Raw genomic sequence first — 20013 nt, forward strand, 5'->3', positions numbered from 1 at the left:
GGAGAGATGGCATGAGCTGGGTAGAATCGGCGATGTGGTACAACATTCTTGTGATGGCAGAGACGGTGGTTATTACTTTGTGCACCTGGTTTTTCATGAGCCGCACAGAACAGAGCCTAACTACGAAGAAGAGGTATCGTTTGGGGATATTTTTTCTCTATTGGGCAGGATTTGCGGGAATTACCTTCGGAATGGAGGACAGTGGCTATACGGATCTGGTTCTGCCGCTTTTCATGGTCTTGATGACGGAGGCGGCAGGATACGGCCTGTATAACCGTATGAGAATCTATAGGTTCTATTATTTCCTGTATCCGGTGTCTGTACTTGTAGGCCAGATTTTTATCGGCTATCTGATGTTAGGATTCATCTCCACGCGGTGGGGTCTGGCTGTCTTTGATTACTATCTGACGGATGTGACGCTTATCGTCAGGATGCTGACAGATATTCTTCTGACAGGGATATGGGTGGTATTTTTAAATAGAAGGAAATTCGAGGACGTGAAGGGAATCCGGTTTGCCGGCCTGTTTCTGCCTCCGGCTGTCAGCGTGTTCATCATATTTTCCCTGATCAGCATCGGAGATGTGTTCATGCAGATGTACGGGGCGTTTCTTATTATATTGGATATCTTCTTCCTGGTCGTGATGAATCTCTATATATGGTTTTTATTCTCTTACCAGTCTAAGAATAAGAAGCTTGAGGCAGAACTTAAGATCAGGATGAAGCAAAATGAACTGCAGTATCAATATTATGAGATGGTGGAACAGCAGTATCAGTCATCGCGCAAGATGATCCACGATATGAGGAACCATCTCCAGGCGATCGAGGAGCTTAGGAAGCAGGATGCAGAGCAGGGGAAGGAATACGTGAAGGATATGCAGGGTATGCTGGACTCTCTTTCAATCGTGAATTATACAGACAGCCGGATGCTGAACATCATTCTAAATGACAAGGCGAAGGCGGCAAAGAGCAAAGGGATAGAGATGGACGTCAGGATCGGCCGGATCAGCCTTGAGCATATCAGGGATATGGATATCACGGCAATATTTGCCAATCTGCTGGACAATGCACTGGATGCGGCGCAGCAGGCGGAAGGAGAGAGATGGATCAAGATGCGGATGGAAACGTTTCATGATTTTGTGGTGATGAAGCTTGAGAACTCCATGTCTGTTCAGAAAGCAGGGAAGGCAGATCTTAAGCAGGAGAGGGAAGGTGAGAGGAAGCATATGGGGATCGGACTTGAAAATGTGCGCCTTACATTGGAAAAATACGGCGGCGGAATCCTGACGGAGACGCTTGGAAATGAGTTTGTTGTAAATATAACGATACCGGAGAAGGACATAGAGTAAAGGAGAAGGAAAATTATGAGAACGAGAAGAATGAGAAGGCTCATGGGCATGCTTATGGCAGCGGGTATGCTTGCGGGTATGTTTACAGGATGTGCAGGAGGGCAGAAGCTTTCGGACAAATTTGACGAGGCAGAGGTCAGGGAAGAGGCCAAGGAAGTGATCGGGATCCTGAATGAAGGAGATGTGGATACGCTGGTCGATGACAGGTGGAACGCCATGTTAAAAAGCGCTTTTGACAAGGATCAGGTACGGTCCCAGGTGATGCCGGTCATCGAAGAACTTGGCGCATTTGAAGGCTATGATAAGGAGGCGGTGACCGGAAGCAAGGATCCGGATACAGAACAGGAATACGCGGTTGCCGTGATAAAGGTAAAGTATGAGAAACGAAAAGCGCAGTTCACCATATCATTTGACGAGGATATGAAGGTGGGCGGCTTCTATATTAAATAGCGGGCAAGCTGCGGCAGATTGTCTGCCGGGGAGGTGAAAGGGATGGATATGTGGACGGGAACTTGTAAATGGGCAGGTATTATCTTTGGGGTTACGGCGCTTCTCTTCGCGGTTCTTAGGGAAAAGGGCGCGATGCTGATCGCCGGGTTCAATACCATGCCGAAGGAAAAAAGAGAACTGTATGATAAGAAGAGGATGAGCCGGGATCAGAGAAATGCGTTCGCCCTGTGGGCGGTGATACTGGAGGCGGGAGGAATCCTGTCTGATCTGACAATGTCGCAGAATGCGGCGATTCTTGCGATCATCATATGGCTTGTGCTGTTCTTTCGGGAGGTGCATGTGGACGAAGAGAAGGCGTTTGGAAAGTACAGGATGAAGTAAGGGTAGTACAGCATTCACTTATGGAAAAAATTACACTTAAGACGCATATGTATATTGCAAAAATCTCATCAGGAAGATATAATGAATATGGGTTTATGGCCGCTAAAACCGATAGTTGGACAGACCTTAGAAAGGAATAAGCAGGAGGAAGATCTAACATGTACGAGATGTTTAAGGCGGGATCTGATGTCATATTCTATGCGGTGGCAGCAGTAGTTATTATCAGCGCTGTCATTAGGATTATGAAGTCCAAAAAAGATAAAAAGGATGAGAAATAGTTGTGAAAGGAGAGGAATATGAAGCGGATTGTTTCATATCTGCTGGCAGCAGTATTGGTTCTTGCGCCGTGTATGAGTGTTTATGCTACAGGATTGGATGATGCAGTTGAGAGCGGCGGTTCGGCAGCGGATCAGGCAGATACAGGCGACCAGCAGAATACGGGAAATGGGCCGGATGAGAGCGGCCAGGAGAACACAGGAGATCCTCCGTCAGCCACTTCTGAGGCGGACATAACAGTGCCGGGAAGCGGGGAGGAAGAAGCAGGAATCAACCTTGCAAGCGAGGAAGAGGCGAAAGAAGCCGATTTGAACAAGGGACAGGTGGACGTCTATATCGCCCAGACATTAGAATGGGGAGAACCGGTGACATTCACCGTCAAACTGGAAGGACAGGATTCCAAGACGATCACGCTGCCGTCAGAAGGCGTCAGGGAAGTACAGGAGGGAGTCACATTCGACAATCTGACAGAAGGACTCTATGCGCTGGAGGTATCAGCTCCAGGGTTCGCCACATATAAGCAGCAGCTTCAGGTTGAGGGCTGGGCGTATAAGGTGAGCCTTGCGACCGGAATTATCGGCGGATATGATTATACTGCAGGGGGAAAGCATCCGGGAGCGGTCCTGATCGGCGATGTGAATGGGAACGGAGTTATTACAGAAAAGGATGAGACCGAGCTTATAGATCTGATCGATCAGGAGAAGGAGCCGAAGGACAATCCTCTGGCAGACCTTAATCGGGACGGCAGGCTCGACCTTACGGATCTGGATTATTTTGTTCAGGGGTATAAGGTGAGCGAGGATACCGCGTCATTCGTGGAACAGCATGTGCCGTCGTCTGCCATCACACAGAGCGCAGGCGATAAGACCCTTGTGAAGGGGTCTCTTGAGAATCTGTCCAGAGGTGAAGGAGCTGTGACTCTGACGCGGGAGGATCAGGCGAAGATCTCTGATAAGACGCCGGTGACGATGGTGTTTGACATTGACGGAGACAGCTTCCCTACCGGCGGGATCGTGATCGATTCGAAGGAGGATAATCCGATCGATACTGCTGCGGTTGAGATTACATATACGGAGACTGTCACGGGTGAAGACGGGAGCGAGACGAAGAACGATCACACGATCGAAGTTCCCGTTGTGCCGGAAGGGATCGAACCGCTGCTTACGGCTGAAGAGGTGACGGTAACGCAGGACGGATTTGGCAAGATCATGATCGATCTTGGCAGCCAGATCGCGGTGAAGAAGGTTACCATCAAGATCACGGGCATGAAGAATAATAATAACCTTGCGGAGATCGCCAAGGTGGAATTCGTGAATGATATGGAGAACCGGATCCCTGAACCGCAAAGGGATATCCCGGAGGGACTTGCCTCAGAAGCGGGGAATAAGAAGTTCACTGTGACCTGGAATGCATGTGTGAACGTTACGGGATATGAGGTACTGATCGAGGATGAAAACGGAGAGCAGGAAGTAATTGCTACGAAGGGCAATATGCTGAATGTCAGCTCATTTAAGCAGGATAAGCTCGTCAACGGCAAGGAGTATAAGGTTCGTGTACAGTCTGTGAACGGTGCATGGAGAAGCGGATATTGCAGTCCGATCGGAGTGGTTCCTAAGGTAGATAAGGTGCCGGATGCTCCTGACGGCCTGAAGGCGGAGGGCAAATACCGCGCGATAGACGCATCCTGGAAGATGATGGAGGATACAGACTCCTATAATCTCTATTACAGAGAGAGCGGGACGAAGGAATATACTAAGATAGAAGGAATTACCGCAAGCAAGCATACGATAACGGATCTGAAGGATAAGACGAGTTATGAGTTATATGTGACAGGTGTGAATGACTTAGGAGAGGGTAAGGCGTCTCTTACGTCTAAGGCTGTTACTACAGACCAGGATCCGGCTGCGATGCCGAAGTATAAGCTGATCAACAGGGCAGACCCGGGTAAGGTGAGCGGACATATCATCAGCGCGGTGACCGGAACAGGCGCGATGAAGGACAGCCCGCTTGATACGGAAGCCGGAACCGTATGGGGAACGGTGGATAATAATGCGCTTTCCCATCATGTATTTAATACCTGGGACGGAGGCGGATTTAATGCTCTGTCGCTGAAACATGGTTTCACCTATGAGTTTGACCAGGCATATGAGCTTGACCGGATCGCGCTTCAGGAAGTAGTGCCCCAGAGTCCGAACTACGGCTATGTACAGGTCAGATATTGGGATGAGAACGGCAATGTCAATGTACTTCCAAGGATGGGAATCCAGAAGAAGGCAGATTCAGATAACAGGCCTTACTATCTGATCAAGCTTTCAGAGCCGATCAAGGCTAAGAAGCTCCAGTTTGGGCTTGCGCGTGCCGTAGCATCCGGTACGATCACGGTATCGGAGGTGTATTTCTATCATTATGATTCGATAGAGAGAGATATTATGGCGCTCTATGAGGACGATCTTCATACAGTGCTGAGAAGCGATGTGGATCAGTCGGTTATTGACGCTCTGAGGAAACGGATCAATACCCAGGATCCGGAAAGCAAAGAATATCATCCGGATAAGGATTATCTGGAGCGTGAATTGAAGACTGCAGAAGACATCCTGAACTCCAAGCAGCTAACGGAGACGGTAGGTATCTACAATACCATCACGACCAGGGATGTGGGACGCGGTTTCGGCGGATTGAATGCATGGCAGCCTCTGGGAGTGACAGCGGCGGCAGGAGAGGAGATCACGGTCTATGTCGGACATAATACGAAGAAGACTGGTGATACGACCAACTTACAGCTTGTAAGCACGCAGTATCATTCGGAGTCAGGCTCAATGTTCCGGGCGGTAGCGACGCTTAAGATCGGAAGAAATGACATTACAATTCCGAAGCTCTGGTCCGTCGATGCAGAGTCAGGAGGCGCGCTGTATGTACAGTATACAGGAAACAATGCCAATGACCGTTATGCGGTTCGCGTGAACGGCGGCGTAGAGGTTCCAAGGCTTGATCTGTATAAGGTCAGCGATGCCGGTGAACGCCTTGCGAGGGCCGAAGCGTATATCACGAAGCTGGATGCCTATGTAGGCGGCATACAGGCAAAACATAACGAGGTTCATAAGAATTCCAAGAATACGTCAGTACAGTATGAGTATAAGGCGGCGGACTGTATCCTTGGAGCATCTGATATTATGCTGGATACGATGATGTTATCCCTTCCGGCACAGCAGATCCTTGCCGGTACAGGATCGGGAAGCGTACAGGCCAGAGCACAGAAGCTTGTGACGTCTATGGACGCCATGGAAGGCATGATGGGCTTGTTCTATCAGCATAAGGGATTGAACAATAATGCGACAGAAGCGAAAGACAAGATTCCGGCGAATCATCTGAACATCCGTTATCAGAGGATGTTCGCAGGTGCGTTCATGTACGCGTCAGGCAACCATATAGGTATCGAGTGGGGGTCGGCGCCGGGAATGATAAACGGAGTTCCGGTACAGTCTGATGATAGCGGCAGGTATCAAAGCGGTCAGTATTTTGGCTGGGGAATCGCCCATGAGATCGGACATTGTATCAACCAGGGAACCTACGCGGTCGCAGAGATCACGAACAATTATTTTGCGGTGCTTGCACAGGCACATGATGATAATGACACTGTACGGTTCAAATACGATAATGTGTATGATAAGGTTACATCCGGTACGAAGGGCCGTGCGTCCAATGTGTTTACGCAGCTTGGTATGTACTGGCAGCTTCATCTGGCGTATGACAGCGGATTCAATTATAAGACTTATTCGGATTATACGGACCAGCTCAATAACCTCTTCTTTGCAAGGGTGGACAGTTATTCGAGGACTCCGGCAAAAGCACCGGCGCCGGGAGGCGTGGCGCTTGCACTGTCAGGAGACAGGGATCAGGATTTGATGCGCTTAGCCTGCGCGGCGGCACAGAAGAACATCCTGGACTTCTTCGTACGCTGGGGTATGACACCGAATCAGGATACTGTAAACTATGCAGATCAGTTTGCGGCAGAGACAAGGGCGATCTACTATGTAGATGATAATTCCCGTGTATATCGGGTAAATGGCAGCGGCAGTTCGCTTGGTACGGCCGGGGCAGTAGAAGCGGTCGGCGACAGCACAGCAGCCGTTATCAATGCCAGTGCTGCGAATCAGGTAGATATTACGCTGAGTTCCAAGAATATCAGCGCGGAGGATATCCAGGGATATGAGATCGTGCGCTGTACGACTTCGAACGGACAGGTTGAGAGAGAGGTCGTAGGATTTACGACTGGAAGCCAGTTTACGGATGTTGTGACAACAATGAATAATCGCGTGGTGACCTATGAGATCACGCTGATCGACAAGTATCTGAACCGTTCTGCGGTAAAGACTCTGCCGCCGCTTAAGATCATGCACGAGGGCGAGATCGACAAGACGCACTGGACGGCCAGCACCAATGATATGACCGCTACAAGTGCATTGGCATCAGACGACGAAGATATTGAGGATTCATGCAGTCCGGTTAAGGAGGCGCCGATTAAAAATGCGATCGACAATAAGAGCGATACGGTATATACCGGAAAGGCGGGCGTCAATGCTGAAGTCCTGATAGAATTCAATCAGCCTACCAGGGTTGCCGGCCTTAAGTATACGGTGAACAGCGGCAATCCGATCAAGGATTACAGCGTCTATGTGAAGAACGATGCGGACGGTACCTGGATAGAAGCAGCAGCAGGATCATTCGAAGCTTCCGGCAGCAGGAGTGTTCATTTCGCTAAGGAAGGCACTAAGAATATTGCGCTGTATCAGACGACGGCGATGAAGCTTGCTATTAAGAACCAGAAGGGAAGAGAGATTGCGATCACAGAGCTGGATGTGTTTGGAGTGACCGGAGATAATGTAGAATTCAGGAAGGCTTCCGGCAGCGGTACTGCGGCGATCGGCAAGCTGGATAACGCATATCAGTACGGACAGAAGGATACGGATGTGATCCCGGCAGGTTCGATCGTATTTACCGGAACCTACAAGGGAAATTCGGCTTACAATGTAGTGCTGCTCTATGACCAGAACGGCAATATCGTCGGAGGTACGGGGACTGACGGTTCTCTGAATGCAGAACAGGTGGTATTTTCAACGGTATCGGAATCAGGCCCGATCGAAGATACCTATGACGGAACCTGGATCTATTGGATCAAACCGGAGCAGGCGGATCTTACAAGTCTTAAGCAGGTACGCGCGGAGCTGTACCGTGTGGATAATGCTTTGACCCTTGAGGGACAGAGGATGGTCAGCGATACCGTGTTCGAGACTATGCCGTCAACGCTTCCGAGTATAACGCTCAGCGGCAAGAAACAACAGCGATAAAAGGAGTAGAACATGAAGAAATATATATTAAGTATGGGCATGATCATGGCAGTGTTCGCATTTATCGCAATGCTGCCGCTCAAGGCATCGGCTGCGGTGTCGGCGATCAATGCGACTGAGAGTGAAGAGGGGAAGGCTTCTGTGAAGCTGACCCTCCCCAATGCGGCGCAGGAAGGAATTACTACGGTTTCGATCAGTCTTTCATTAGACTTGAAGGATACGGCGGGAAGCGCAGATGGGATCGTGCCGGGAGTAGAGTTTACGGAGTGGATCTTAGGGAATACCAAGGTTCATACGTTCCGGTCAGACCAGGGACGGATCTTGAATATCTATATTGCGGGAACAACGCCGTTATTTACGGCAGATGAGGATGGAGATTTCCTGGATGTCGGAACGGTATATGTGAAGAGGGCGGACGGAAGTCTGATACCTTTTACAGTTAATATTGATGAAAGCCAGCTTAAGGTGGTCCGGGGTAATACGACGGCGCTGGTCACGGAAGCAGACCTGCTTGGATATGGCAGTGAATCGGACAGCCCAAGTAAGCCGTCAGAGGGGAATCCGCCGGGCGGAACGCCGGAGATCGACGCCATAAGAGCTGAGCTTAAGGCTCTTATAGAGAAGGCGGAGACGATTCCGGCAGACCAACGGACGGAGGATCTGCAAAGAGCGATCGACGAGGCAAAGAGGGTTCTTGAAGATCCTAATGCGACTCTGGAGGAGCTGCAGGCGGCGCTTATGAATCTGGAGAATGCGCTGGCGCTCTTCGATAGTAATCAGAATACCGGAAGCAATAGCACTAATACCGGAAAAGACGTGATCACCGAGGACCGGAAGCAGAACGGCACCAGGGTCCAGGGAGTCAAGACGGGAGATATGAATCCGGCTGTGACTTATGCTGCGGCAGCGGCGCTGTGTATGGCTGTATTCGGTGTGAATGTCTTGCGCAGACGCAGGCGGCAGTAATATATGATCGTCCGCCGGGCAGCAAGCGAGTTACAAGACCTGTAAAGGGATTCGTAAGGCGGCAAGCCGGACGGATAGGATATAAGATCAGGACAGATCTCGGTCAATGAGAAGAACTTCATTGGCTGGGGTCTGTTCTTTTTATCGGGGTGTATAATCGGGGCAGGGGCGTGCATACTATCTATCAGGAAGACTTGTCTTGCTGAAAGGAGCACGTAGAATATGAAGGAATTGAAGCTGGATCTTCTGCCGGGTAATCTGTACGCTGCCAAGAAGAGGGCGGAGCAGCAGAAAGATAAGGGAAAAAAGAGTACGGAACAGACAAATATTGTGAAGCTTACAGAGGTATCGGTCAAAATAGAGAAGCCGGATTAAGCGGAACGGAAAAATAAGAGTGGCGCGGGATGGGAGAATTGTGGTATGATAAAAAGCACATGAATATTCTGTCCCGCAGGACAGGGAGAAAGGACAGCGAAGGCGATGAGATATTATCTGGCTCCGTTAGAGGGGATTACCACGCGGATATACCGAAGGGCGTACCATGACTGTTTCCGGCCCATGGACAAATATTTTACACCTTTTTTGTCTCCGCACACGAAGAGAGGATTTAACGCGAAGGAGTTGGCGGAGATCCTGCCGGAGAATAACAAGGGGATGCGGCTGGTCCCCCAGATATTGACGAACCGGGCTGAGGATTTCCTGGGAACGGCCGAGAAGCTTACATATTACGGATACGGAGAGATCAATCTGAATCTGGGCTGTCCGTCCAAAACGGTGGTTTCGAAGGGAAGGGGATCTGGATTCCTTGCAGACCCGGAAGGACTTGACCGTTTTTTGGATGAGATCTATTCGAAGGCAAAGGTTAAGATCTCGATCAAGACCAGGATCGGGAAGGACGATCCTGAGGAGTTTTTGGAACTTCTTAAGATCTATAACCGGTATCCGGCAGAGGAGCTGATCATTCATCCCAGGATTCAGACTGATTTCTATAAGAATAAGCCGAATCTTGAGATGTTTGAAGAGGCGGTCAGGACGAGCAAGATCGATTTGTGTTATAACGGAGATATCTGTTCAAAGGAAGATGCAGGGATGATTCAAAACAGATTTCCTTCGGTGGATACCTGTATGATCGGAAGGGGAATTATAGAGAATCCGGGACTTCTAAGCGAGATCGAGGGCGCCGGATCGCCGGACAGGGCGCTGATCCGAAGGTTCCATGACCGGATATATGAAGAATACCGCGGCACCGGCATGGGGGATAAAAACGTGCTGTTTAAGATGAAGGAGATCTGGTGTTATATGGGCAGATCATTTCCGGGATGCGAGAAGCAGCTGAAGCGGATTAAAAAAGCAGAAAAGACGGACAGATATGAAGAAGCGGTGGCAGAATGTTTTGGAGGGTAGCTTTTTATTCTGCCCTTGTTATTTTTATCTTTACTTTTCTTATGCTATGCAATATAATAGATAAAAATTTAATATACAGGAATTTTAAGGAGGAATCCCTTTGGAGAACTTGAATCATATTATTGCGGGTAATCTGAGAGATATCAGGAAGCGAAAGGAATTGAGTCTGGAACAGGTATCATCCCTTACTTCTATCAGCAAGAGTATGTTAAGCCAATTGGAGCGTGGGGAAGTCAATCCCACGATTTCGACAGTGTATAAGCTGTCTCTTGGCTTGAAGGTTCCGGTGACTGCATTTACAGCGGACAAGCCCAAGCCTTTCTCGAAGACGGGCAAGTCGGTGGTAACGCCGCTGATCGGTGACGAAGGAAAGTACCGGCTATATCCGGTCTTTGAATTCAGGGAGAGACAGGATTTTGAGATCTTTGACCTGGAATTCGATGAAGGAGGCAGGATGCAGGGGAATCGGCAGATGAGTGGAACCAGGGAATTTATTACCGTTTATTCCGGAGAACTGACGTTGATTTTTAACGGCAGAGAGTATGTATTGAAGGCAGGAGATTCAGCGTCTTACAATGCCTTCGACGAGTATGTATATAAGAATACAGGAATGGGGATGGTGACTGCGAGTATCGTAGTCCATTATCCCGGATAGGAAGGAGTGATCGCAGCATGGAGGATCAAAAGCAGCGGGTATATGATGCGCTGGATAAGCTGAAGATTAAGTACGAGGTGGTGGAGCATGAGCCGGTATATACTATGGAGGATATGGACAGGCTGGGGCTCCCGGAGAAGGGAACGCTGTGTAAGAACCTGTTTTTGAGGGACTCGAAGGGGAAGAGGCATTTTCTTGTAACCTGTGAGGAGGATAAGAAGGTAGATCTTAAGGCCCTTGGCAGGCAGCTTGGCGGAGGGAACTTAAGCTTTGCTTCGGAGGACCGCTTAGAGAAGTATCTGGGACTTAAGCAGGGAAGCGTGACGCCCTTTGGTTTGATGAACGATACGGATCATGCGGTGGAATTTTTTATTGATAAGGATTTGAGTAGATGTAAGAGTCTCGGAATCCATCCGCTTGAGAATACGGCGACGGTATTCTTATCTTTCAAGGATCTGGATAAGTTCCTGTGGGATCTTGATGTGGATGTGGTGAAGGTCAAGCTGTAGATATATTTACAAAAGAGAAAGGCTGAGCATTCCCAGGGCGGGGAGGTTCAGCCTTTGTGCGGTGATATGAGGAATGGTGAAATTATATGATAAGGATATCAGGGAACCGCTGTTTGATTTCCTGGAGGAGCGTTACGGGAAGATTCGGATCATCGAAGAAAAGCAGATGGGGAGATCCCGGGCGGATATTGTAATGGTGATGCCCTGCGCGGTCGCAGGTATTGAGATCAAGAGCGATGCGGATACATATGTCAGGCTTAAGCGGCAGGTCAGGGACTATGACAGATATTTTGACCGTAATTATGTAGTCGCCGGGGGCAGCCATGGACTGCATATCAGGGAACACGTACCGGATTGGTGGGGGATCATCACCGCCGAGAAGGTAGACGGCGCAATGGACTTCTATGTGATGCGGGAGGCCGGGGATAGTCCGAAGACGGATCTGAAACTGAAGCTTGGTATCTTATGGAGGCCGGAGCTTGCACATATACAGGAACAGAACGGGCTTCCGGGTTATAAGCAAAAGAGCAAGAAGTTTGTGACGGATAAGATAATAGAGAGGGTCCCAGAGGATATCTTAAACGTGCAGATCAGCCAAGAGCTGTTCGAGAGGGATTATAATGAGATCGGGGCGATCATTGGGGAGTATAAGAAGCGCAGAGGTTATTAGGTCCGGGAAGGAGTGGAGAGCGTGCAGTATCCGGTAATTGACGTTGAGGAGACGGGAAAGAGGATTAAAGAGATCTGTGACTTAAGAGGAATCCAGGCGAGGGAGATCAGGGATTATATGAATTTTGCGGCTATGCAGTCGGTGTATGACTGGTTTCGGGGGAAGAATCTGCCGTCGCTGGATAATATGTATGCATTGTCAAGGCTCTTGGAGGTTTCGATTGATTCTTTGATTGTCGCACAAGATGAGGGAGACGGCGGTACGGAGTGTTATGGGAGGTTGCAGATGCTTAAGTGTGAGCTGATGGATTTGAGATGCCGGATGGCGGCCGGGGCTCTTCTGACATATATGCATGCAGCACAGAATTGGAATAGACAGGCAGTAAAATAATCTTGTCAAGAAGTTTGTACCTGGATGCAGAAAATGATATTTTGTGCTATGATAGTTTCAACAAAGGAAGAAGAAAACTAAGAGACAGAAGCGAAATGATATATCAGTATACGGATGGAGCTTAACGGATGAGAAGGATTAGAAGTGTACCAGAAGATAAGAGATAATATATTGTTGTTTCAGGGAGCCGCAGTATTCTGAGTGTCAGAATATTGCGGCTTCTGCTGTTTTATCAAATTTAATACTTTTTTTATTGCATGTTCCATATCAGAGAAGTAGAATAAGTTAAGTATACTGTTTGGATGAAAGAGAGGACGAATATGGAACAGCAATTTGGGCAGGTGCCTCCTATGACACCGGAGAATTACGGGAAGCGGATCTGGCATCTGTGGGGACCGATCGTGATAAAGTGGGCGATCGCGATCAGTGTCAGTATGATCTCATCAGGAATATTCACCATGATGTACATGGTGGCTCATCAGGATATGTCTATGGCGGCGATGCAGAGCGAGGAGCAGATGATGAACCTTTATGACAGCATCATGGAGCAGTTCGTAGGATTTTCTACCGCCATCGAGGGTGTGGCGGCATTCGTCACGATTCCGGTGATGTTGGTTCTCTTCCACAAGGACCGTGTAAGGGAGAGGATGACGGGATTTATACCGAATAAGAAGGCGCCTCTGTGGAAATATGCGGCGGGGCTTCTTATGGCTCTTGCCATGAGTCTGGGACTTAACAATCTGATCATCATAGGGAATCTGTCGGATATAAGCGACTCCTATCAGGCGACGATGGAAGCGTTCTATGCTTCGTCTCTGCCGGTGCAGATCATCGTATTGGGGATCCTGATGCCGATGAGCGAAGAGCTGGTCTTCCGAGGGCTGCTCTTTAAGCGGCTGAGGGAGCGGGGAACCTATCTGCAGTCTGCGCTGTATTCTGCGCTGGTATTTGGATTCATGCACATGAATCTGGTACAGATGACGTATGGTTTTGTGTTGGGAATGATGCTTGCGTATTTCTATGAGAAGTACGGTTCTGTCAAGGCTCCGATCGCGGCACATATAGCCATGAACCTTCTGTCCGTTTTCGCGACGAAGTTCGAACTTCTTGATTGGCTGATCGAGGATCATATGCGGATCGGGATTGTAACGGTGGCATGTGCGTTTGTGGCTTCGACCATGTTCGTCTTGGTCCAGAGGATTGATGAGAGGCCGGATGTGCCCGGAACATCCAAGGAGAATGAGAACCTGGCGTCTGCACGGGATATGTAGGGAGCTAGTACACGGATATTTCCAAATATAGAGTACGAGGAATAGATAGACACAAGGAGTCTGGCATCGGAAATAATTGCCAGACTTTTTTCTTGAAATTTTATTAATATTGAATTATCTGACAATATAAATAAAATTCGTTATTTACAAATAGCAGAAAAAGTAGTATAGTTAGAAAAACTGAAGAAAGGACTGAATATATGAACAGACAGGTTGGGAGCAGCCGCACCGGGCTGTATCATCCGCAGTTTGAACATGATAATTGCGGGATTGGTGCGATTGTGAATATTAAGGGGCGAAGAAGCCATAGCACAGTGGCGGACGCGTTGAAGATTGTAGAGAATTTAGAACATAGAGCTGGCAAGGATGCCGAGGGTAAGACAGGCGATGGAGTTGGAATCTTATTGCAGATTTCACACAGGTTTTTCTCCAAAGTCTGCAGACCGCTCGGCATCTTTTTACGTTCTGAGAGAGATTATGGAGTCGGGATGTTCTTCTTCCCGCAGGATGAGCTTAAGAAGAATCAGGCGAAGAAGATCTTCGAGGTGATCGTTCGGAAGGAGGGTATGAATTTCCTGGGATGGCGCGAGGTTCCGGTGAAGCCGGAGGTCTTAGGGAGCCGTGCGCGGGAGTGTATGCCGTGCATTATGCAGGGATTTATCGAGCGTCCGGATAAGGTGGATCAGGGAATTGATTTTGACAGGCGGCTCTATGTGGTGCGCCGTATCTTCGAGCAGAGCAGCGACGATACCTATGTGGCGTCGCTCTCAAGCCGGACGATCGCCTACAAGGGAATGTTCCTGGTAGGTCAGCTTCGGTCATTTTTCACAGATCTGCAGAATGAGGATTATGAGTCGGCAATCGCGCTGGTGCATTCCCGGTTCAGTACCAACACCAATCCAAGCTGGGAACGCGCCCATCCGAATCGTTTTATCGTACATAACGGAGAGATCAATACCATCCGGGGCAACGCGGATAAGATGCGTGCAAGGGAGGAGAATATGGAGTCTGAGCATCTCAAGGGTGAGCTTCACAAGGTGCTGCCTGCCATCAACAGCTCCGGTTCTGATTCGGCGATGCTTGACAATGCCATCGAGTTCATGGTTATGAGCGGAATGGAGCTGCCTCTTGCGGTGATGATCGCAATCCCGGAGCCATGGGCCAATACGAAGAAGATGTCCCAGAAGAAGAAGGATTTCTACCAGTATTATGCGACCATGATGGAGCCGTGGGACGGACCGGCATCTATTCTGTTCAGCGACGGCGACTGTATGGGAGCGGTTCTCGACAGGAACGGGCTTCGTCCTTCCAGGTATTACATCACGGACGATGATACGCTGATCCTCTCCTCCGAGGTTGGGGTTCTTGATATCGATCCGGCTAAGATCCTGGTGAAGGAGCGCCTGCATCCGGGGAAAATGCTTCTGGTGGACACTGTAAAGGGTAAGGTGATCGACGATGAAGAGCTGAAGGAGATCTATGCCGGAAGGCAGCCCTATGGGGAGTGGCTTGACAGTAATCTGATCGAGCTTCGAGACTTGAAGATACCCAACCAGAAGGTCCAGTCCTATACGGCCAAGGAGTGCAGAAGGCTTCAGAAAGCCTTCGGGTATTCCTACGAGGAAGTGAAGACGTCCATCCTTGCCATGGCGCTGAACGGTTCGGAAGGGACGGCGGCTATGGGAATAGATGCTCCGCTGGCAGTGCTGTCGGATAAGCACCATGATCTCTTCGGATATTTCAAACAGCTCTTTGCTCAGGTGACCAATCCGCCTATCGACGCGATCCGCGAAGAGGTCGTCACATCCTCTACGGTCTATATCGGATCAGACGGGAATCTTCTGGAGGAGAGGGAAGAGAACTGCAGGATGCTCAAGGTGGATAATCCGATCCTCACGAATACAGATCTTCTGAAGATTAAGAATATGAAGCGGGAAGGATTCAAGGCGGCAGAGATCCCGATCGTGTACTACAAGAATTCCGGGCTTGAGAAGGCGATTGATTATCTGTTCATAGAGGTGGACCGGGTCATCAGGGAGGGCGCCAATATCTTGATCCTCTCCGACCGCGGCGTGGACGAATACCATGTCGCCATGCCGTCGCTTCTGGCGCTGTCCGGACTGCAGCAGCATCTGGTGCGGACGAAGAAGAGGACTTCCGTGGCGATCATCCTGGAGACGGGAGAACCGCGGGAGGTACATCATTTTGCTACGCTGCTTGGATACGGAGCCTGCGCGGTCAACCCTTACCTTGCCCATGAGTCCATCCGCCTGCTGATCGATACCGATATGCTTAAGAAGGATTACTATGCGGCGGTGGACGATTACAACCATGCGGTGATCAGCGGGATCGTGAAGATCGCGTCGAAGATGGGGATATCAACGATCCAGTCATATCAGGGCGCGAAGATTTTTGAAGCCATTGGACTGAAAGAAGAATTTATCCGGAAATATTTCACCGACACGGTCAGCCGTGTAGGCGGGATCGGCATCGAAGAATTGTCTGAGGACTATGTCGCACGGCATTCTCAGGCCTTTGATCCGCTGGGGCTTGAGGTAGATATGACTCTTGACAGTATCGGTCAGCACAAATCAAAGAGCGGAGGGGAGAGACATCTCTATAACCCGCAGACGATCCATATGCTCCAGCAGTCCACCAGACGGGGAGATTATGAGATGTTCAGGAAATATACGGAGATGGTAAATGCAGAGGGGGAATCCATCAATCTGCGCGGACAGCTTGAGTTCAACTATCCTAAGAAGGGCGTCCCGATCGAAGAAGTAGAGAGTGTGGATTCTATTGTTACACGCTTCAAGACAGGGGCTATGTCTTATGGGTCGATTTCCAAGGAAGCCCACGAGACATTGGCGATCGCTATGAACCGTCTGCACGGCAAATCGAACAGCGGGGAAGGCGGAGAAGAGATCGACCGGCTTGACGGCGAACGGTGTTCGGCTATCAAGCAGGTTGCCTCTGGGCGGTTCGGCGTGACCAGCAGATATCTGGTGAGCGCCAGGGAGATACAGATCAAGATGGCGCAGGGAGCGAAGCCGGGAGAAGGCGGGCATCTTCCGGGAGGGAAAGTATATCCGTGGATTGCCAATACCCGTCATTCTACGCCGGGAGTCAGCCTGATCTCACCGCCGCCGCACCATGATATCTATTCGATCGAGGATCTGGCGCAGCTGATCTATGACTGTAAGAATGCCAACAAGGATGCAAGGATCTCGGTGAAGCTTGTGTCGGAGGCCGGAGTCGGAACGGTTGCCGCCGGTGTGGCAAAAGCCGGAGCCGGATTGATATTGATCTCTGGTTATGACGGTGGGACCGGCGCGGCGCCCAGAAGCTCCATCCATAATGCAGGACTTCCGTGGGAGCTGGGGCTTGCGGAGACTCATCAGACCTTGATCCAGAATGGCCTGAGAGAGCGGGTCAGGATCGAGACAGACGGTAAGCTGATGAGCGGCCGCGACGTGGCGATCGCGGCGATCCTGGGTGCGGAGGAATTCGGCTTTGCGACAGCGCCGCTGGTAACTATGGGCTGTGTTATGATGCGGGTGTGCAACCTGGATACCTGTCCCGTGGGGGTTGCCACTCAGAATCCAGAGCTTCGGAAGCGGTTCACAGGCAAGCCGGAATATGTGATGAACTTCATGCGGTTTATGGCCGAGAATCTTCGGGAATATATGGCGAGGCTTGGAGTGCGTTCTATAGATGAGTTGGTTGGGCGCACGGACCTTCTGAGAGTGAAGGAACATGCGGCGTCTAAGCGGGCGGCCATGCTGGATCTTAGCCGGATCCTGTATAATCCCTATGAGGGAACCAGGGCGGGGGTTACATTTGACCCTAAGAAGGTGTATGATTTCGAGCTTGAAAAGACGCTGGACGAGAGGGTGCTGTTAAAGGAACTGCTTCCGTCGCTTAAGAACGGACAGAAGAGGAGCATCGAGGTGGATGTAACCAATACCGACCGTACCTTTGGTACGATCTTTGGGTCGGAGATCACGAAACGTTATCCGGAAGGACTTGCGGAAGACAGTTATGTGGTGAAATGCAGCGGCGCGGGAGGACAGTCCTTCGGAGCATTTATCCCGAAGGGACTGACCCTGGAGCTTACAGGAGACAGCAACGATTATTTCGGAAAGGGTTTGTCAGGCGGCAAGTTGATCGTCTATCCGCCCCGGGGAGTGAAGTACCGGCATGATGAGAATATTATAATAGGAAATGTGGCGCTCTATGGAGCCACCGGCGGCAAGGCTTTCATTAACGGCGTTGCAGGCGAGCGGTTCGCGGTGCGTAATTCCGGTGTTACCGCGGTGGTAGAGGGCGTGGGAGATCACGGATGCGAATATATGACCGGAGGCCGCGTGGCTGTCCTTGGGAAGATTGGCAAGAACTTTGCCGCCGGTATGAGCGGCGGGGTGGCGTATGTCTTAGACATAAACAGTGACCTGTATATGAATGTGAATAAGCAGATGGTCAATATCGAACGCGTCACATCCAAATTCGACGTCAATGAGCTGAAGCATATGATCGAGGAGCATGTGGCCTGCACGAATTCCGAGATCGGCAAGGAGATCCTTAATGCTTATACGGAGTATCTGCCGAAGTTCAAGAAGATCATTCCGGTAGATTATGAGCGGATGCTTAAGACGATCCTTCAGATGGAGGAACAGGGGATGAGCAGCGAGCAGGCGAAGACAGAAGCATTCTATGCCATTAAGGGCGGACGATAGGAGGTGTGGAAGATGGGAAAGGCAACAGGATTTATGGAATATGTAAGGCAGGATAAGGCGGCGGAAGCGCCGAAGGATCGGATCAGGCATTTTAATGAATTCCACACAGCCTTGCCAAGAGAGGAGCAGGAACGCCAGGGCGCCAGATGCATGGCGTGCGGGGTTCCCTTCTGCCAGGCGGGACAGATGATCATGGGAATGGCGAGCGGATGCCCGCTCCACAATCTGGTTCCGGAGTGGAACGACCTGATCTATCAGGGAAATTGGGAGGAAGCCTACTACAGGCTTAAGAAGACCAATAATTTCCCGGAGTTCACCTCAAGGGTGTGCCCGGCGCTTTGTGAGGCGGCATGTACCTGTAATCTGAACGGGGATGCAGTCGCTTCTAAGGCAAATGAATATGGAATCATTGAGTATGCATACGAAAAGGGTTATGCGGCGGCGCGTCCGGTGAAGGTACGTACCGGGAAGAAGGTAGCGGTGATCGGTTCCGGACCGTCCGGACTTGCGGCTGCGGATATGCTGAACCGAAGAGGGCACAGCGTGACCGTATTCGAGCGGGAAGACAAAGCCGGCGGGCTTCTGCGGTACGGAATCCCCAATATGAAGCTTGAGAAACAGATCATTGACCGTAAGCTTGCGGTGATGGAGGAAGAGGGAGTTACCTTTGTCACGGGCTGCAACATAGGTAAGGATAAGAAGGCAGCGGAGCTTAAGAAGGAGTTCGACCGTATCGTGCTCTGCTGCGGAGCGTCGAATCCAAGGGATATCAAGGCGCCGGGAAGGGATGCGAAGGGGATTCATTTCGCGGTAGATTTCCTGAAGTCAACGACGAAGGCGCTGTGGGCCAATCAGATGGAGCTTAAGGAAGGGACTTATATCTCTGCGAAGGGAAAACGTGTGATGGTGATCGGAGGCGGCGATACGGGGAATGATTGTGTCGGTACTGCCATGCGCCATGGCGCGAGATCGATCCTGCAGCTTGAGATGATGCCTAAGGCGCCGGATGAGAGGCTGGATTCGAATCCCTGGCCGGAGTGGCCCAAGGTGTGCAAGACAGACTACGGGCAGGAGGAAGCGGCGGCGGTATTTGGGAAGGATCCAAGAGTCTATCAGACGACGGTCAGGGAATTCAAGAAGGATAAGGCCGGCAATGTCTGTAAGGCAGTGCTTGTGAAATTAGAGCCGAAGAAGGATGAGAAGACGGGCCGCATGGTGATGGCGGAGATCGCCGGAAGCGAGTATACGGTAGATGTAGACCTGGTGCTGATCGCCGCGGGATTCCTGGGGAGCGAGAGTTATGTGACGAAAGCGTTTGGAGTCGGCGTGGACGGACGGACGAATGTGGCGACGGCGTCCGGCGGATATGCCACAAATGTGCAGGATATATTTACTGCCGGGGATATGCACAGGGGGCAGTCACTGGTCGTGTGGGCAATCAGGGAAGGCCGGGAAGCGGCGCGGGAAGTCGATATCAGCCTGATGGGATATACCAATATGAATATACAATAGGAGAAAAAGTTGCTATCTTGCCAACTCTTGCCAACTTATTTGTTACAAAGTTGTTAAAAAATATTGCAAAATTTTGTGGGTTGAGTTATAATTGTTTCCAGA

14 protein-coding genes are annotated in these 20013 nt (G+C 50.2%); all 14 read left to right on the top strand.

Features of this window, described 5'->3' with window-relative positions:
* Positions 1 to 11: 11 nt before the first annotated feature.
* The 14 genes from VSQ62_RS11945 (at position 12) to VSQ62_RS12010 (ending at position 19911) form a co-directional block, all read left to right on the top strand.
* Positions 12 to 1346, top strand: coding sequence for a sensor histidine kinase (locus VSQ62_RS11945; protein ID WP_334635148.1), 1335 nt, complete (start codon positions 12 to 14; stop codon positions 1344 to 1346).
* Between the two features lie 15 nt (positions 1347 to 1361).
* Positions 1362 to 1796, top strand: a complete 435-nt coding sequence (locus VSQ62_RS11950) for a DUF3887 domain-containing protein (RefSeq protein ID WP_334635149.1) — start codon at positions 1362 to 1364, stop codon at positions 1794 to 1796.
* A 42-nt stretch (positions 1797 to 1838) separates the two neighbouring features.
* On the top strand, positions 1839 to 2177 hold the full coding sequence (locus VSQ62_RS11955; protein ID WP_334635150.1) for a DUF3784 domain-containing protein: 339 nt from the start codon (positions 1839 to 1841) through the stop codon (positions 2175 to 2177).
* Between the two features lie 296 nt (positions 2178 to 2473).
* Positions 2474 to 7798 (top strand): fibronectin type III domain-containing protein, encoded by a 5325-nt coding sequence (locus tag VSQ62_RS11960; RefSeq protein WP_334635151.1) that lies wholly within the window; start codon positions 2474 to 2476, stop codon positions 7796 to 7798.
* 12 nt (positions 7799 to 7810) lie between these two features.
* Positions 7811 to 8764, top strand: a complete 954-nt coding sequence (locus VSQ62_RS11965; RefSeq protein ID WP_334635152.1) for a hypothetical protein — start codon at positions 7811 to 7813, stop codon at positions 8762 to 8764.
* 222 nt (positions 8765 to 8986) lie between these two features.
* The gene (locus VSQ62_RS11970; RefSeq protein WP_334635153.1) at positions 8987 to 9139 is read left to right on the top strand and encodes a hypothetical protein; all 153 of its coding nucleotides are present in this window, start codon (positions 8987 to 8989) and stop codon (positions 9137 to 9139) included.
* Between the two features lie 105 nt (positions 9140 to 9244).
* On the top strand, positions 9245 to 10168 hold the full coding sequence (locus VSQ62_RS11975) for a tRNA dihydrouridine synthase (RefSeq protein WP_334635154.1): 924 nt from the start codon (positions 9245 to 9247) through the stop codon (positions 10166 to 10168).
* Positions 10169 to 10268: 100 nt separating this feature from the next.
* Entirely contained in the window at positions 10269 to 10823 is a 555-nt protein-coding gene (locus tag VSQ62_RS11980; protein ID WP_334635155.1) for a helix-turn-helix domain-containing protein, read from the top strand.
* A gap of 17 nt (positions 10824 to 10840) precedes the next feature.
* Positions 10841 to 11332 (top strand): prolyl-tRNA synthetase associated domain-containing protein, encoded by a 492-nt coding sequence (locus tag VSQ62_RS11985; protein ID WP_334635156.1) that lies wholly within the window; start codon positions 10841 to 10843, stop codon positions 11330 to 11332.
* Positions 11333 to 11405: 73 nt separating this feature from the next.
* Positions 11406 to 12002, top strand: coding sequence for a sce7726 family protein (locus VSQ62_RS11990; RefSeq protein ID WP_334635157.1), 597 nt, complete (start codon positions 11406 to 11408; stop codon positions 12000 to 12002).
* A gap of 21 nt (positions 12003 to 12023) precedes the next feature.
* Positions 12024 to 12392: a helix-turn-helix domain-containing protein gene (locus VSQ62_RS11995; RefSeq protein WP_334635158.1), complete on the top strand. Its 369-nt coding sequence runs from the start codon at positions 12024 to 12026 to the stop codon at positions 12390 to 12392.
* 320 nt (positions 12393 to 12712) lie between these two features.
* Positions 12713 to 13663, top strand: coding sequence for a CPBP family intramembrane glutamic endopeptidase (locus VSQ62_RS12000; RefSeq protein ID WP_334635159.1), 951 nt, complete (start codon positions 12713 to 12715; stop codon positions 13661 to 13663).
* Between the two features lie 200 nt (positions 13664 to 13863).
* A complete protein-coding gene (gene gltB / locus VSQ62_RS12005; protein WP_334635160.1) occupies positions 13864 to 18399 on the top strand; it encodes a glutamate synthase large subunit in 4536 nt (1511 codons plus the stop codon).
* A gap of 12 nt (positions 18400 to 18411) precedes the next feature.
* Entirely contained in the window at positions 18412 to 19911 is a 1500-nt protein-coding gene (locus tag VSQ62_RS12010; protein ID WP_334635161.1) for a glutamate synthase subunit beta, read from the top strand.
* Positions 19912 to 20013: the final 102 nt, after the last annotated feature.

Origin of the sequence: Sporofaciens sp. JLR.KK001, from assembly GCF_036941055.1 — a bacterium.
GTDB lineage: Bacteria > Bacillota > Clostridia > Lachnospirales > Lachnospiraceae > Sporofaciens.